Raw genomic sequence first — 14,858 nt, 5'->3', positions numbered from 1 at the left:
CCCGGTCTGAACCGAAGGTTCATGACCAGACCGCGTGCGTCCGGACGGTTTCCTCCGCTGTCCGGACGCCCAATTCAACCTTCAAGGGTCGCCTGACGCCGATGAGTCTGCTCCGCATGATTGGCCTGGCACTGCTGTTCCTGTCGGCGACGCTGTCGTCGTTGGGCGCGGCGGAAGCCGATCTGCGCGCCATCATAGCCAAGTTCGCGACCGCCAAGGGCTTTTCGGAAACGGGAGCCGTCGTCCATGAACTGGCGGCCACCGGCGATCCGAAGGTCGAGCGGCCGCTGGCCGCGCTTGCCGATGGCAATCTCTATATCCGCAAGGCCGATTCCCTGGTGCTGATCGGCAAGGAAGCCGGTGACGGCGTCCAGCTTTCCGATCCGCTGAGCGGCGCGGCCTCGGGCGAGGCGGCCAAGGACGACATCACCAAGATCAAGGTCAACAACACGCTGCGCCGCGCCATCCGCGATGCGCTTGGCACGCTGACGCTCGGCGCCAAGGATCCCGCCGTTCGCCTCGCCGCCGCCGGCACCATGTTCAAGACGCCCGACGCCGCCAATATCGAACCCCTCGACACGGCAATCGCCAATGAGACCGTGGCGAGCGTCAAGGCTCTGCTGGAACAGGCCCGCGCCGCGTCGGTTCTCGTCTCGGACCGGCCCGAAGCCGACAAGCTGGCGGCAATCCAGGTCATCGGCGCGCGCGGTGACCGCGACGCGGTGTCATTGCTGACCTCGGTCGACGCGAACGCCTCGGATGCGGTCAAGCAGGCCGCGGCAGCCGCGATCGCCAACATCAATTCGACCCTGGCATTCTGGGATGCCGGCCAGAACATCTGGTACGGCATTTCGCTGGGCTCGGTGCTGCTGCTGGCCGCCATAGGTCTCGCCATAACCTTCGGCGTCATGGGCGTCATCAACATGGCGCATGGCGAGATGGTCATGCTCGGCGCCTACACGACCTTCGTCGTCCAGCAGGTGATCCGCACATCGTTTCCGGGCCTGTTCGACTGGTCGCTTGTCATCGCCTTGCCGATGGCTTTCCTCGTCGCGGGCTTTGTCGGTTTCGTCATCGAGCGCGGCATCATCCGCTTCCTCTATGGCCGGCCGCTGGAAACGCTGCTGGCGACCTGGGGCGTCTCGCTGATCCTGCAACAGGCAGTGCGTTCGATCTTCGGACCCACCAACCAAGAGGTCGGCAATCCGACATGGATGTCCGGCTCCTTCGATGTCGGACAACTCGCCATCACCTGGAACCGCCTGTGGATCCTGGTCTTCGCGCTCACTGTGTTCGGTGTGCTGCTCTATGTGATGAAACGCACGCCCTGGGGGCTGCAGATGCGCGCCGTCACAGCCAACCGGCGCATGGCTGCCTCCATGGGCATCCGGACGCCGTGGGTCGATGCGCTCACCTTCGCGCTGGGATCGGGAATTGCCGGCATTGCCGGTGTCGCGCTCAGCCAGATCGATAATGTCTCGCCCAATCTCGGCCGGGGCTACATCATCGACAGTTTCATGGTCGTCGTCTTCGGCGGTGTCGGCAATCTCTGGGGCACGCTGGTCGGCGCCTTTTCGCTTGGCGTCGTCAACAAGGTGCTCGAGCCCTATGCCGGCGCCGTGCTTGGCAAGATCGTCGTGCTGGTTCTGATCGTCCTGTTCATCCAGAAACGCCCGCGCGGCCTGTTCGCGCTCAAGGGCAGGGCAGTGGAAGCATGATCACGGGACGCTTCTTCGCCGCAGGCGCCGACCGCCGCATCGCCATCACCATCTTCATCCTGCTGGCGGTGGCCGTCATCGTGCCGCTGCTCAATTTGGCGATATCGCCGGCGAGCGCCTTCCATATCCCTTCCTACATGGTGGCGCTGACCGGCAAATATCTCTGCTATGCGCTGCTGGCGCTCTCGCTTGACCTGGTCTGGGGCTATTGCGGCATCCTCTCGCTCGGCCATGGCGCCTTCTTCGCGCTGGGCGGCTATGCGATGGGCATGTATCTGATGCGCCAGATCGGCTCGCGCGGCGTCTACGGCAATCCGATCCTGCCGGATTTCATGGTGTTCCTGAATTACAAGGAATTGCCCTGGTTCTGGTACGGTTTCGACCATTTCTGGTTCGCCGGGCTGATGGTGCTGGCGGTGCCGGGCCTGCTCGCCTTCATCTTCGGCTGGTTCGCCTTCCGCAGCCGCGTCACCGGCGTCTACCTCTCGATCATCACCCAGGCGATGACCTATGCGCTGCTGCTCGCCTTCTTCCGCAACGATATGGGTTTCGGCGGCAACAACGGCTTGACCGACTTCAAGGACATTCTGGGCTTCAGCGTCCAGGCCGACGCAACGCGTTCGGCGCTGTTCGCGGCCAGTGCCGTCATGCTCGCGCTCGCCGTTTTCGTGACCTGGGCGATCGTCGGCTCCAAATACGGCAAGCTGCTGATGGCCGTGCGCGACGCCGAAAGCCGCACGCGCTTCCTCGGCTGGCGGGCGGAGAACGTGAAGCTGTTCGCCTTCACCGTCTCTGCCGTCATGGGCGGCATTGCCGGGGCGCTCTACGTGCCGCAGGTCGGCATCATCAATCCCGGCGAGTTCGAGCCGTCCAATTCGATCGAGGTCGTGATCTGGGCTGCCGTTGGCGGGCGCGGCACCATCATCGGGCCGATCATCGGCGCGCTGCTGGTCAATGCGGGCAAATCCTGGTTCACCGGCGCGCTGCCGGAACTATGGCTGTTTGCGCTCGGCGGCCTGTTCGTCGCCGTCACGTTGCTCTTGCCGAAGGGCATCATCGGCATGTGGGACGATTGGCGCGGCAATGCCAGGGCGTTGCGCGCGGCTTCCCTGGCTGAAGAGGCCCGCACGGCGGTCGGCGTGGCGTCGGCAACCTCGAAGCCCGCCCGTTCGCCGGCGAGAAATCCAGGGGAATGGTCCTGGTCCGACCCCGAACCGCAGGCGGCGGAGTAGCGACCATGAGCAAATCCAACACCATCCTCTATCTCGACGGCGTCTCGGTGTCCTTCGACGGCTTTCGCGCCATCAACAATCTGTCGCTGGTGCTCGACAGGGGCGAGATGCGCGCCATAATCGGCCCCAACGGCGCGGGAAAGACGACGATGATGGACATCGTCACCGGCAAGACGAGGCCGGATGACGGCGAAGTGTTCTTCGACGGCGAGGTGGACCTGACCAGCCATGACGAAGCCGAGATCGCCATGATGGGCATCGGCCGCAAATTCCAGAAGCCGACCGTTTTCGAAAGCCACTCGATCGAAGAAAACCTGATGCTGGCGTTGAAAGGGCCGCGCTCGATCTTCCCCGCGCTCTTCCATCGCAAATCGGCCGCCGAAGCACGGCGGATCGACGATATTATCGGCGTCATCCGGCTGGGCGACAAACGCCGGGAAGTCGCCGCCAACCTCAGCCACGGCCAGAAGCAATGGCTCGAGATCGGCATGCTGCTCGCACAGGATCCGAAGCTGCTCCTAGTCGATGAGCCGGTCGCCGGCATGACCGACGCCGAGACCGAGGAAACCGCGCGGCTGCTCAAGGAGATCGCACGCGACCATTCGGTCATCGTCGTCGAGCACGACATGCGTTTCGTGCGCGAACTCGGCGTCAAGGTCACCTGCCTGCATGAAGGCTCGGTGCTTTCCGAAGGCACGCTCGATTTCGTCTCGGCCGACGAGCGCGTGGTGGAAGTCTATCTGGGGAGATGAGCATGCACTGGCGGGTCCAATTTCATCGCTTCGATCTGTCGTTTCTCCGCATCTGGAAAAGGCGCTGAGATGCTCGAAGTTGCCAATGCCACGCTGCATTACGGCGCCGCGCAGGCGTTGCGGGGCGTTTCGCTGACGGCCGGCGCCGGCAAGATCACCTGCGTGCTCGGCCGCAACGGCGTCGGCAAGACCAGTTTGATGAGATCGATCGTCGGCCATAACAGGCTGACGAGCGGAAGCGTTGCCTTCGAGGGGAAGGCGCTCGACCGGAGCGCGGCGTATGACCGCGCCCGGTCGGGCATCGCATTCGTGCCGCAGGGCAGGGAGATTTTTCCACTGCTGACGGTGCGCGAAAACCTGGAGTCGGGCTTCGCGCCCTTGAGGCGCGCGGACCGTAACGTGCCGGCGCACGTCTTCGAACTGTTTCCGGTGCTGAAGCAGATGCTTGGCCGCCGTGGCGGCGATCTTTCCGGCGGTCAGCAACAGCAACTGGCCATCGGCAGGGCGCTGGTGATGCGGCCTAAGCTGCTGGTGCTCGACGAGCCGACCGAAGGCATCCAGCCCTCCGTCATCAAGGACATTGGCCGCGCCATCCGCTATCTGCGCGACCAGGCTGGCATCGCGGTGCTGCTGGTCGAGCAATATCTCGACTTTTGTCGCGAGCTTGCCGACGAGGTCAACATTATGGACCGTGGCCAGATCGTCCACACAGGTCCGGCAGAAGATTTAGATAGAGCTGATATTCGTAAATTCCTCACGGTCTAGAATCGGCACTGAACTTCGCCTGAAGATCCGAAGTGCTTGGCAAGTTCAATATTTCTTCAATCCATCATCCGCGTCTCTGGCACAGGCAATATCGCATGCTAGTCTTTTCCTAGGCTTTGTGAGTCGGCCGCTTCCGTATCAGTCTGGTTAACGCAGATCGAGGCGCGGCGAATGCCCTGCAAGTTCCACGCAAGCAACGCTTCCTAGCTTCCCGATCTGATTGTCGTTCAAACGCGTTTGGGCACACAGGCTAAGGGACAGCCATGGAACGTTATGTCGAGGACCACCAGAAGCGGCGGCTTACCGAGCGCGTCGACATCATCACGGCAATCAATATTTTGAGGTCGCAGGGCTGCGAATATGATGATCTGATCGAGGAGATCACCAAGGTCTTCTATGTCGACCTCGACACCTTCAATGAAATCGTCATGGCGGCATAGGGCGGCAGCTTTCGCCTGCACAGACAATCACAGGGATCGCGCACTCAGCTCGCGCGCCGGAATGGAGAGGCGGTGACGCGGTTGCGGCCGCCACGCTTGGCGTCGTAGAGCGCCTTGTCGGCAGCGCTGAGCACCTTGTCGAAGCTGAGTCCTTCCTTGCTGCCAAACGCAAAGCCGGCGCTGACGGTGCAGCTCAGGGAACCGGTTTCGGTTTCTATCAGGCGCATTGCGAAAGCCGTACGAATGCGCTCGGCCGCTTCCTCGACCGTCTCCGGCAGAGTGCGTTTCAGCACAAGTGCGAATTCCTCGCCGCCCATGCGTGCGGCAACATCGGTCTGGCGAAGATTGCCGGCGAGCTCCCCGGCGAACACCTTCAGCACCTCGTCGCCGGTGGCGTGGCCGAATTCGTCGTTGATGGCTTTGAAGTTATCGAGGTCGAAGACGACCACCGCGGTGAAGGCGCCGACAGGGACATGGCCGTGCATGTCGAACAGAGCGCGCCGGTTGAGCAGGCCGGTCAGGGGATCGGTGAGGGCATTGCGATGATGGTGCCTCGCCAGGCGCCCCTGGTTGAGGGCTAGCGAGAGCGCGCCAATACCCGTCATGCTGGCGATAACCACGATGAGGCTGAGCTCCTCGGCCCAGTTGCTTGGTGCGTGTCCCAGGATCAGTTTGCCATCCCAGGCGAGAACCATGGCGCAGAGCGCGAAGGACATGGCCGTGGCCGAATAGAGCGCGGTGATGCCAATCGTCAGGGCGGGCGCCTCATCGCGGCCTCTCCAGTATTCGAACGCCGTGGCGAACAGGAGCAAGGCGGCGAACATGTTCTCGAACATGAAGCCGAGGCCGTCATAGCCCAAAGCCATGGGAGGCAACGCTACCACCAGGGAAGCGCAACCCCACAGCGACCGCGGCAGCGGCGAACCCCCGGTCCGAAACTGATAGGCGGCACCCAGCATGGCCGAAAAGCCGATCAGCAGGAACGCCGAGGTGGCGACGCCGAGCAGGCGCCCGGGCATGTCGATATAGGCGTCATAGATAAAAATATCGCCGACCACGAATACCAGGCTGATCGCCCAGGTCAGTAGAAACCGCTCGGAGCGGGCGGTCAGCCACATGCCAAACAATGTCAGGCTCAGGCAGGCGGCCGAGAACCCGACAGCCAGCAGAAGCGAAGTGTAGTCGAGCGACATGCCCCTCTTTCCCTGCCGGTTCCAGCTCTGCGGCTTGGCGTCGATGCATTCATGCAGCAAGGAAGTGTCAATAAGGTTACGATCATGGCGAAGATGCCGCCAATAGCGGCTCCGCCACGTGCAAAACGCAAAGGCGATGCACCAACAGTGTGAGCCTGGAAACCCGCTGATGCTTTCTCAGTCGGCTACCCGCTTCATCAACGCCATCGCCCCGAAAGGCGCGCGCACCTTGCCCTCGGTGATGAAGTAGACGAAGACGTCCCTGGGCTTGACCGGTGCGTCCGTCGCCGGATCGGCACGGCGCAAATCGGCCGGCTGCTTGCCCTGCGCCCAGGTTTTCACGCGCGCTGCCCATTCGTCGAGGCCCTTCGGCGTGTAGCAATCGGGATTGTCGTCCGAGCCGGTCTGCAGCCGCGCATAGATGAAATCGCCCGTGATATCGGCGATGTCGGGATATTTGGCATGGTCGGCATAGACGATCGCCGCCCTGTATTTGCGCGCGAGAGCGGCGAATTCGGGTACGATGAAGCTGTCGTTGCGCACTTCGAGCGCGTGGCGCAAAGCGACGCCGTCCTGTTTTTCCGGCAGCAGTTTCAGAAACGCTTCGAAATCATCCGGATCGAATTTCTTGGTCGGCGCGAACTGCCACAGGATCGGGCCGAGTTTTTCGCCGAGTGCCGCCACGCCGGAACCGAGAAAACGCATCATCGATTCGCCGGCTTCGCCCAGCACGCGCCGGTTGGTGACGAAGCGGTTGCCTTTCAGCGAATAGACGAAACCGTCCGGCGCCTCATTGGCCCATTTAACGAACGTCGGCTCCTTGAAGGAGGAATAATAGGTGCCGTTGACCTCGATGCTCGGCACTTGCCGGCTAGCATATTGCAGCTGTTTGGCTTTCGACAGCTTGTCGGGGTAGAAGGACGTGTCCCAGGGCTCGAAGGTCCAGCCGCCCATGCCCGAGCGGATTGTTCCCGATTTGCTCATTGTCGTCCTCCCAAGTTCGGAATTCAGGCCGTCCCGATCCCGTCGACCGGTCTGGCCATGTCGACGAGTACCCATCCCGGCCGATATGGATTGGGCCGACGGCCCGTTTCCCGATAGCCATAAGCGAGATAGAGCGCGATGTTCCGCTCCATTTTCGCGTTGGTGTAGAGCCGCACCTCGGGCAACCCCCACAGACGCGCTTGTTTATCCGCATGATTGAGCAGCGCGATGCCGAATCCCTTGCCCTGGAAGCCGGGAGCGACGGCGACCGAGAAGATCATCGCGTGATCGGGATGGCGTTCCAGCGTGATCAGCCCGGCAAGGTCGCCGCCGCTCTCCAGAAGCCAGACCTCGCCCTGGGCGATGCGTGGGGCGTAGTCCTCGGTAACCGGGATCGGTGGCGCGTCGAGTATGGCGTTGTAGGGTGCGTAGGCCGCCTGCGTCAGCGCGACGATCGCGGCGAGATCTTCGTGCCGGGCGAGCCTCATGATCGATTCATCCCGGCGGCGGCCGCTATCACCTTCTCCATGCCGGCGGCAATCGCAGCGACGGCATCGCGGCTGGCATCGCCGAGCCCGTGGCGTTCAGCCAGCCAATGCGTATCATTGTAGGACAGCCAGACTTGGCCCTGTTCATCTTCCCAGGCCAGCGCTTTCACAGGCAGATCGATGCCGGCAATCTGCTGGTCCTGCATCAGCGGCGTGCCGCCCTTCGGGTTGCCGAAGATCAGCAGTTCGGTCGGCCGCAGCGCCGCGCCGATTTCACTTGCGCCGGCCGCGTGATCGATGCGGGCGAACACACGCAGTCCGGCGCGAGCCACAATTTCAGCCAGCCGATCGATGGTTTCGGCCACGCCGAAGCGGCTTTGATGTGAAATGATACCGTTGGTCGCCATCATTCCGCCGCTTCACGCTTGCCTCCGGGGCGTCGCTCCAGAAGCTCTTTCAGGAACTGGCCGGTATAGCTGCGCTTTTCCCGCACGATCGCTTCCGGGGTGCCCGAGGCCACGAGCTCGCCACCGCCATCGCCACCCTCGGGGCCGAGGTCGAGCACCCAGTCGGCGGTCTTGATCACTTCGAGATTATGCTCGATGACCACCACCGTGTTGCTCTGGTCGACCAGTTCGTGCAGCACTTCCAACAGTTTGGCGACATCGTGGAAATGCAGGCCGGTGGTTGGCTCGTCGAGGATGTAGAGCGTCTTGCCGGTCGCCTTGCGCGACAGTTCCTTGGCGAGCTTGATGCGCTGCGCTTCACCGCCAGACAAGGTCGTCGCCTGCTGGCCGATATGGATATAGCCGAGGCCGACCTGTTTCAGCGTGTCGAGCTTGTCGCGCACGCCGGGCACGGCGGCGAAGAAGTCGACGCCTTCCTCAACCGTCATATCGAGCACGTCGGCGATCGACTTGCCCTTGAACAGCACGTCAAGCGTCTCTCTGTTATAGCGCTTGCCGTGGCAGACATCGCAGGTGACGTAGACGTCGGGCAAAAAGTGCATCTCGATCTTGATCACGCCATCGCCCTGGCAGGCCTCGCAGCGGCCGCCCTTGACGTTGAACGAGAAGCGGCCCGGCTGGTAGCCGCGCGCCTTCGCTTCCGGCAGGCCGGCGAACCAGTCGCGGATCGGGGTGAAGGCGCCGGTATAGGTCGCCGGGTTCGAGCGCGGCGTGCGCCCGATCGGCGACTGGTCGATGTCGATGACCTTGTCGAGGAATTCCAGCCCCTCGATGCGGTCGTGCTCGGCCGGATGCTCGCGCGAGCCCATGATACGGCGCGAGGCCGCCTTGAACAGCGTCTCGATCAGGAAGGTCGATTTGCCGCCGCCCGACACGCCGGTGACGGCGGTGAAGGTGCCGAGAGGGATTTCGGCGGTGACGTTCTTCAGATTGTTGCCGCGCGCGCCGACGATCTTCAGGCGCCGGTTCTTTTTGGCTTCGCGGCGAATGGCTGGCGTCGCCACCTCCAATGCACCCGACAGATATTTGCCGGTGATCGAATTGGGATTGGCCATCACCTGCTGCGGCGTGCCCTGGGCGATGATCTCGCCGCCATGGATGCCGGCGGCCGGCCCCATGTCGACGACATAGTCGGCATGCAGGATGGCGTCCTCGTCATGCTCGACGACGATCACGGTGTTGCCGATGTCGCGCAGATGCTTGAGCGTATCGAGCAGGCGCGTGTTGTCGCGCTGGTGCAGGCCGATCGACGGCTCGTCCAGAACGTAGAGCACGCCGGTGAGGCCCGAGCCGATCTGCGAGGCCAGACGGATGCGCTGGCTCTCGCCGCCCGACAGCGTGCCGGAGTTGCGCGACAAGGTGAGGTAGTCGAGCCCGACATCGTTGAGGAAGCGCAGCCGCTCGCGGATTTCCTTCAGCACCCGGACGGCGATCTCGTTCTGCTTCTCGTTGAGCTGGGCCGGCAGGTCGGTGAACCACTGGTCGGCCTTGCGGATCGACTGTTCCGTGACTTCGCCGATATGCTTGCCGCCGATCTTCACCGCCAGTGCTTCCGGCTTCAGGCGATAGCCCTTGCAGACGGGGCAGGGCGTTGCCGACATGAAGCGCTCGATTTCCTCGCGCATCCAGGCGGATTCGGTTTCCTTCCAACGGCGCTCGAGATTGGGAATGACGCCCTCGAAGGTCTTGGTCGTCTTGTAGGAGCGCAGGCCGTCATCGTACTGGAAGGTGATCTCGCGCTCGCCGGTGCCGCGCAGGATCGCTTCCTGGGCGGCCGCTGAAAGATCCTTGAACTTGTCGCCGAGCTTGAAGTCGTACGCCTTGCCCAATGCTTCGAGCGTCTGCGAGTAATAGGGCGAGGTCGATTTCGCCCACGGGCTGACGGCGCCGTCGCGCAGCGACACGTTCTCGTCGGGCACGACGAGGTTGGGATCGATGGCGCGCTGGCTGCCCAGACCATCGCAGGTCGGGCAGGCGCCGAACGGGTTGTTGAAGGAGAACAGCCGGGGCTCGATCTCCGGAATGGTGAAGCCGGAAACCGGGCAGGCGAATTTTTCCGAGAACAGGAGGCGCTCATGCGTCTCGTTCTTGGATTTGTTGACCGAATCCTCGCCTGTCTGGCTGGCGTCGAGCGGCTTGTCGGCGAACTCGGCCACCGCCAGCCCTTCGGCCAGCTTTAGCGCCGTCTCGATGGAGTCGGCGAGACGCGTTGCAAGATCGCCGCGCACGACGATGCGGTCGACGACCACGTCGATGTCATGCTTGTACTTCTTGTCGAGCGCCGGCACATCAGCGATCTCGTAGAAGACGCCGTCGACCTTGACGCGCTGAAAGCCCTTTTTCTGCAACTCCAGCAGTTCCTTGCGGTACTCGCCCTTGCGGCCGCGCACGATCGGCGCCAGCAGGAACAGGCGGGTGCCTTCCTCGACCGCCAGAACCCGATCGACCATCTGACTGACCGTCTGGCTTTCGATCGGCAGGCCGGTGGCCGGAGAATAGGGGACGCCAACGCGTGCGAACAGCAGGCGCATGTAGTCGTAGATCTCGGTGACGGTGCCGACCGTCGAGCGCGGGTTCTTCGACGTGGTCTTCTGCTCGATGGAGATGGCCGGCGACAGGCCGTCGATCTGGTCGACGTCCGGCTTCTGCATCATTTCGAGGAACTGCCGGGCATAGGCCGAAAGGCTCTCGACATAGCGACGCTGTCCTTCAGCATAGATCGTGTCGAAGGCGAGCGACGACTTGCCGGAGCCGGACAGGCCTGTCATCACGATCAGGCTGTCACGCGGCAGATCGAGATCGACGTTCTTCAGATTGTGTTCGCGCGCCCCGCGAATGGAAAGGTATTTATGGTCGGCCATGTCAGGTCGCCGCCTCAGATCTGGAATTTGTGAGATTGGCGGGTTTCCCCGACCATCCCCTATGTAGGTATTTTCGCCGCCACGTCGAGAGACACCACACTTCTCGACCAAGTCGTTTAACCGCCTTTCGCGCGAAGGGGCAAGCGGAAAGAACAAAGGCCGAACACGCTCCTGACAAAGCTGTGCAGAAACTGACAGGCAAGGTTGGGAAACTGACCCTGACGTAAGCTCCCGGCGATCACATTTTTCGGTAACCGGCTATTGAAGGTTGACGCCGGCGGCTCATGGGAGCAGTCTTTCCACGTCAGCGAAGCCGGCCGTCTTTCGATGGCCTCGCCGCCCCAAGGCGGCCTGCGAGACGCCGCAGGCATTTGCGATTTGCGCTTCGCGACGACAATGTCGCAACGGACAAAAGGAGCGGAGCATGACGCCACCGGACAGTCCCCCAGGGCTCCACGTCTCGTTGGAGCCGCGGCAGGCATAAGTGCCAGGGTTCAGCGTTTGCGCCACCCGACAAACCGTGACCTGCCGTATCCCCCAAAATCAGAGACTGTTGGTCGGATCGTCGGCTGAATGCCGCGAAGCATCCGAAATCTAACGCCGGCAGTACACTCCCGGCAAATTGGATTTGATATCCATGAAAGCCCCGTCATTCTGCCAAGCAGTGGCGGGGCTTACATTTTGAGGAATTGGCCAAGCGTCCCGCCTTCCCTGGGCGCAGCGACGTGGCGCGGACCATGGAATGACGCTCAAGAACGTCCCGGCCGATCGCCGCGGGTCTTCAACATAGCGCCATAGGTATTTTGCGATCCCGGCAACCGCGAAGCAGAGAGATCAGTGGTTCGGAATCCTGGTTCCGCCCGTTCCCATATCGATGGTTATGCTGCCGCCAATCCTGACATCGGTATCGCCAATCTTGAACTGGCCGTTACCGCTGCTGGGGAAGGCGTCGTCGGGTTCTGGCTGCGGTGCCGGCTTGGCGATGCGATAATCGCTGTTTACGCCGGGCAGGGCGCCTTTCTGCGTCGCTGACGAGGCGTCGTCGGCAAGCGCCGAGCTGGACACAAGGCCGGCGATGGCGAGCGCCATGGCGGCCATGGCACGGTGCGACGGTCTGGATCGAAGCGTGTCGGTCATTCTCCTGTTATAGGGACGTGGCGGCACCGGAACCAGTCCGCCATCGTCAAATCTTCGAGTTTGACCTTGCCGCGGGCCTACGCCGCCTTTTTGCGGGTGTCGAAGACATGGTCGACGATACCCCATGCCTGGGCCTCGCGCGCGGTCATGAAATGGTCGCGGTCCAGCGTGCGTTCGGCTTCCTCGTAGCTGCGTCCGCAATGCTGGGCGTAGAGTTCGGTCATGTGGCGCTTGGTTTGGCCGATGCGTTCGGCATGCCGCTGGATGTCGGAAGCCTGGCCCTGAAAACCGCCCAGCGGCTGATGCAGCAGGATGGTTGCGTTGGGCAGCGCGATGCGGCGCCCCGGCGTGCCCGCCATCAGCAGGAACGATCCCATCGATGCCGCAAATCCCATGCACACGGTCGAGACCGGGCAGCTGATATATTGCATCGTGTCGTAGATGGCGAAGCCGCTGGTCACCATGCCGCCCGGCGAGTTGATGTAGAGCGAGATCTCCTTGTCGGGATTATCCGACTCCAGCGACAGGAGCTGAGCGCAGACCAGCGCCGACACGTCGTCGTTTATTTCGCCATTGATGAAGACGATACGCTCGCGCAGCAGCCGCGAGAAAATGTCGAAGGCGCGTTCGCCGCGGCTCGATTGCTCGATCACCATTGGCACCAGACTGGCAACACCGCTCATTTTTGTTCTCCGGTTTTTCCGTGTTCAGGCCGCGCGCGCCAGACGGTATGGCGTGTTCGCGACGCAGGGCTTTCCAAGTGGTCGCATTCCAAGTGGCCGCACCCCCAGCGAAAGCCGACAGCCGGCACCGGCCATCGCAACCACGGGCATAGCCTTCTTGGCAAAGCCGTCATGGACAATGCGCAGATGCGTGCCGCCCGAAGCCGTGCGGGCGAGCGTGAAGGTGACGGTGCTGTCGAGCGGATCCTGCCGCGCGGTATCCCTCGACTGCTCACGCCAGGAATAGCGCAGCAGGCGCTCGGGCTCGGCGTCCAGGATCTCGCATTCGATCGCGGCGTCAGGCCCGGCGAAGGCGAAGCGGTTGCCAGTCCGCGGCCTGATATCGTTGGGCATCATCCAGGCGGCGAGCAGTTCCGGCACGGTCAGCGCCCGCCACACCTTCTCCGGCGGCTCGGCAAGGTCATATTCGAATTCGAGCGCATCCGGTGTGACTTCGTTCCGGTCGTTCATTGATCCATGTCCTTCAAAACGGTCTTCAGCCTTTCGATGCGCTCCGGCCAGAACGTGCGATAGCGCTCGATCCAGGAGAGCAGCGGCGCAAGCCCCTGGGGATCGGCGCGATAGTAGGCGTTGCGGCCGGCCCGACGTTCGACCACGAGGCCGGCGCCCCGCAGGACGGCCAGATGCTGGGACACGGCCGGTTGCGACACCGTCAGGCCGCTGCGCAGTTCCGACACGCTCATCTCGGTGGCCGCCAGACGCTCGAACACGGCACGGCGTGTCGGGTCGGCCAGGGCGCGGAAAATCTCGGCTTCGATCATGGCAAAAACATAAGTCGATACTTATTGATTTGGCAAGCCCCGTTTTGAACCCCATATGCGTCGTCAGGGGCATTGCTGCCATTCCTTGACAATCAGTGGCAGTGCATATAGGAACGAAAAGGGAACAAAAACCTTGTGGGAAAAGCCAGCCTTGGCAGGCGGTTGACGTCGTCAGCCTGTAAGGTGCTGCGACAAAAATTTGTTTCGGATAAGCGCGGAGAAATATCATGGCGGGTAGCGTCAATAAGGTCATTCTGGTCGGCAATCTCGGCGCCGACCCTGAAATCCGCCGCCTGAACTCGGGCGAGCCGGTCGTCAACATCCGTATTGCGACGTCGGAAAGCTGGCGCGACAAGAATTCCGGCGAGCGCAAGGAAAAGACCGAGTGGCACAATGTCGTCATCTTCAATGAAGGCATCGCCAAGGTGGCGGAGCAGTATCTGAAGAAGGGCATGAAGGTCTATGTCGAGGGCCAGCTGCAGACCCGCAAATGGCAGGACCAGACCGGTGCCGACAAGTACACGACGGAAGTCGTGCTGCAGAGATTCCGCGGCGAACTGCAGATGCTCGACGCGCGCGGCGAGGGCGGTGGCGGCCAGGTCGGCAACTATGCTGGTGGCGGCAACAGCCGTGGCTCCGATTTCGGCCAGTCCGGCCCCAATGAAGGTTTCAGCCGCGGCGGCGGTGGCGGTGGGTCCAGGGGCGGCGGTGGCGGCGGCTCGTCGCGCGAACTCGACGACGAAATCCCGTTCTGATCGCGAGCCGTACAACGGCCAATGCCTGCGCTTGACATACCCCGAGGGTCCCTCATGGACTTTCGGGGTTTTGCGTTGTTGATTTCGGATCGAAAGGGTCGATCTGGGATTGAAGGACTGAGAGGGTATGGCGATGAAAGCACGGGTAAAATGGGTCGAGGAACGCACCTTTGTGGGCGAGTCCGGCAGCGGTCACAAGCTCGTGCTGGGCACGGCGTCCAGCCCCGAAGGCAAGACGCCGGGCCCGAGCCCGATGGAACTGGTGCTGATCGGCACCGGCGGCTGCTCGGCCTATGATGTCGTCCATATCCTGGAAAAGGGCCGCGAGGCGGTCGAGGATTGCGTCGTCGAACTCGATGCCGACCGGGCCGAGACCGACCCGAAGGTGTTCACGCGCATCCACATGCATTTCATCGTCAAGGGCCGGGCGCTGTCGCGCGACAAGGTCAAGCGCGCGATCGACCTTTCCATCGACAAATATTGCTCGGCCTCGGCCATGATGGCCAAGACGGCCACGCTTACGCATGATTTCGAGGTCGTGGATACGACGGCGAAGTAGGGC

The 14,858-nt window shown here is 62.5% G+C and carries 16 protein-coding genes; 7 read left to right on the top strand and 9 right to left on the bottom strand.

The window, feature by feature from the left end:
• Positions 1 to 101 precede the first annotated feature (101 nt).
• The 5 genes from urtB to FJ967_RS16795 all read left to right on the top strand — a co-directional run bounded on the left by urtB (position 102) and on the right by FJ967_RS16795 (position 4,907).
• Positions 102 to 1,718 (top strand): urea ABC transporter permease subunit UrtB, encoded by a 1,617-nt coding sequence (urtB, locus tag FJ967_RS16815; RefSeq protein ID WP_140732944.1) that lies wholly within the window; start codon positions 102 to 104, stop codon positions 1,716 to 1,718.
• The gene (gene urtC, locus FJ967_RS16810) at positions 1,715 to 2,950 is read left to right on the top strand and encodes an urea ABC transporter permease subunit UrtC (RefSeq protein ID WP_140732943.1); all 1,236 of its coding nucleotides are present in this window, start codon (positions 1,715 to 1,717) and stop codon (positions 2,948 to 2,950) included. The genes urtB and urtC overlap by 4 nt, the downstream gene beginning before the upstream one ends.
• A 5-nt stretch (positions 2,951 to 2,955) precedes the next feature.
• Positions 2,956 to 3,702, top strand: coding sequence for an urea ABC transporter ATP-binding protein UrtD (gene urtD / locus FJ967_RS16805; RefSeq protein ID WP_140732942.1), 747 nt, complete (start codon positions 2,956 to 2,958; stop codon positions 3,700 to 3,702).
• Between the two features lie 69 nt (positions 3,703 to 3,771).
• Positions 3,772 to 4,467, top strand: a complete 696-nt coding sequence (gene urtE / locus FJ967_RS16800) for an urea ABC transporter ATP-binding subunit UrtE (RefSeq protein WP_140732941.1) — start codon at positions 3,772 to 3,774, stop codon at positions 4,465 to 4,467.
• Between the two features lie 263 nt (positions 4,468 to 4,730).
• A complete protein-coding gene (locus tag FJ967_RS16795; RefSeq protein WP_081293955.1) occupies positions 4,731 to 4,907 on the top strand; it encodes a hypothetical protein in 177 nt (58 codons plus the stop codon).
• A gap of 44 nt (positions 4,908 to 4,951) precedes the next feature.
• Here FJ967_RS16795 and FJ967_RS16790 read toward each other — a convergent pair whose 3' ends face one another.
• The 9 genes from FJ967_RS16790 to FJ967_RS16750 all read right to left on the bottom strand — a co-directional run bounded on the left by FJ967_RS16790 (position 4,952) and on the right by FJ967_RS16750 (position 13,541).
• Positions 4,952 to 6,100: a GGDEF domain-containing protein gene (locus FJ967_RS16790; protein WP_140732940.1), complete on the bottom strand. Its 1,149-nt coding sequence runs from the start codon at positions 6,098 to 6,100 to the stop codon at positions 4,952 to 4,954.
• A 177-nt stretch (positions 6,101 to 6,277) separates the two neighbouring features.
• A complete protein-coding gene (locus FJ967_RS16785; protein ID WP_140732939.1) occupies positions 6,278 to 7,084 on the bottom strand; it encodes a DUF72 domain-containing protein in 807 nt (268 codons plus the stop codon).
• A gap of 23 nt (positions 7,085 to 7,107) precedes the next feature.
• Entirely contained in the window at positions 7,108 to 7,572 is a 465-nt protein-coding gene (locus FJ967_RS16780; RefSeq protein WP_140732938.1) for a GNAT family N-acetyltransferase, read from the bottom strand.
• Positions 7,569 to 7,982 (bottom strand): DUF302 domain-containing protein, encoded by a 414-nt coding sequence (locus FJ967_RS16775; protein ID WP_140732937.1) that lies wholly within the window; start codon positions 7,980 to 7,982, stop codon positions 7,569 to 7,571. The genes FJ967_RS16780 and FJ967_RS16775 overlap by 4 nt, the downstream gene beginning before the upstream one ends.
• Positions 7,979 to 10,900 carry an excinuclease ABC subunit UvrA gene (uvrA, locus tag FJ967_RS16770; RefSeq protein ID WP_140732936.1) on the bottom strand — a complete coding sequence of 974 codons (2,922 nt, stop codon included), beginning with the start codon at positions 10,898 to 10,900 and terminating at the stop codon, positions 7,979 to 7,981. The genes FJ967_RS16775 and uvrA overlap by 4 nt, the downstream gene beginning before the upstream one ends.
• Before the next feature lie 834 nt (positions 10,901 to 11,734).
• On the bottom strand, positions 11,735 to 12,037 hold the full coding sequence (locus FJ967_RS16765; RefSeq protein WP_140732935.1) for a hypothetical protein: 303 nt from the start codon (positions 12,035 to 12,037) through the stop codon (positions 11,735 to 11,737).
• 77 nt (positions 12,038 to 12,114) lie between these two features.
• Entirely contained in the window at positions 12,115 to 12,720 is a 606-nt protein-coding gene (locus tag FJ967_RS16760) for an ATP-dependent Clp protease proteolytic subunit (protein ID WP_140732934.1), read from the bottom strand.
• 24 nt (positions 12,721 to 12,744) lie between these two features.
• Positions 12,745 to 13,230, bottom strand: a complete 486-nt coding sequence (locus tag FJ967_RS16755; RefSeq protein ID WP_140732933.1) for an SRPBCC domain-containing protein — start codon at positions 13,228 to 13,230, stop codon at positions 12,745 to 12,747.
• Entirely contained in the window at positions 13,227 to 13,541 is a 315-nt protein-coding gene (locus FJ967_RS16750; RefSeq protein ID WP_140732932.1) for a metalloregulator ArsR/SmtB family transcription factor, read from the bottom strand. Before FJ967_RS16750 ends, FJ967_RS16755 begins: the two co-directional genes overlap by 4 nt.
• Positions 13,542 to 13,768: 227 nt before the next feature.
• Here FJ967_RS16750 and FJ967_RS16745 point away from each other — a divergent pair, with 227 nt between their 5' ends.
• Positions 13,769 to 14,296: a single-stranded DNA-binding protein gene (locus FJ967_RS16745; protein ID WP_140732931.1), complete on the top strand. Its 528-nt coding sequence runs from the start codon at positions 13,769 to 13,771 to the stop codon at positions 14,294 to 14,296.
• Between the two features lie 133 nt (positions 14,297 to 14,429).
• Positions 14,430 to 14,855: an OsmC family protein gene (locus FJ967_RS16740; protein WP_140732930.1), complete on the top strand. Its 426-nt coding sequence runs from the start codon at positions 14,430 to 14,432 to the stop codon at positions 14,853 to 14,855.
• Positions 14,856 to 14,858: the final 3 nt, after the last annotated feature.

It is taken from the genome of Mesorhizobium sp. B2-3-4 (assembly GCF_006442315.1).
In the GTDB taxonomy this organism is placed as follows: Bacteria; Pseudomonadota; Alphaproteobacteria; order Rhizobiales; family Rhizobiaceae; genus Mesorhizobium.
This window is presented reverse-complemented; position numbering and strand designations above follow the sequence as displayed.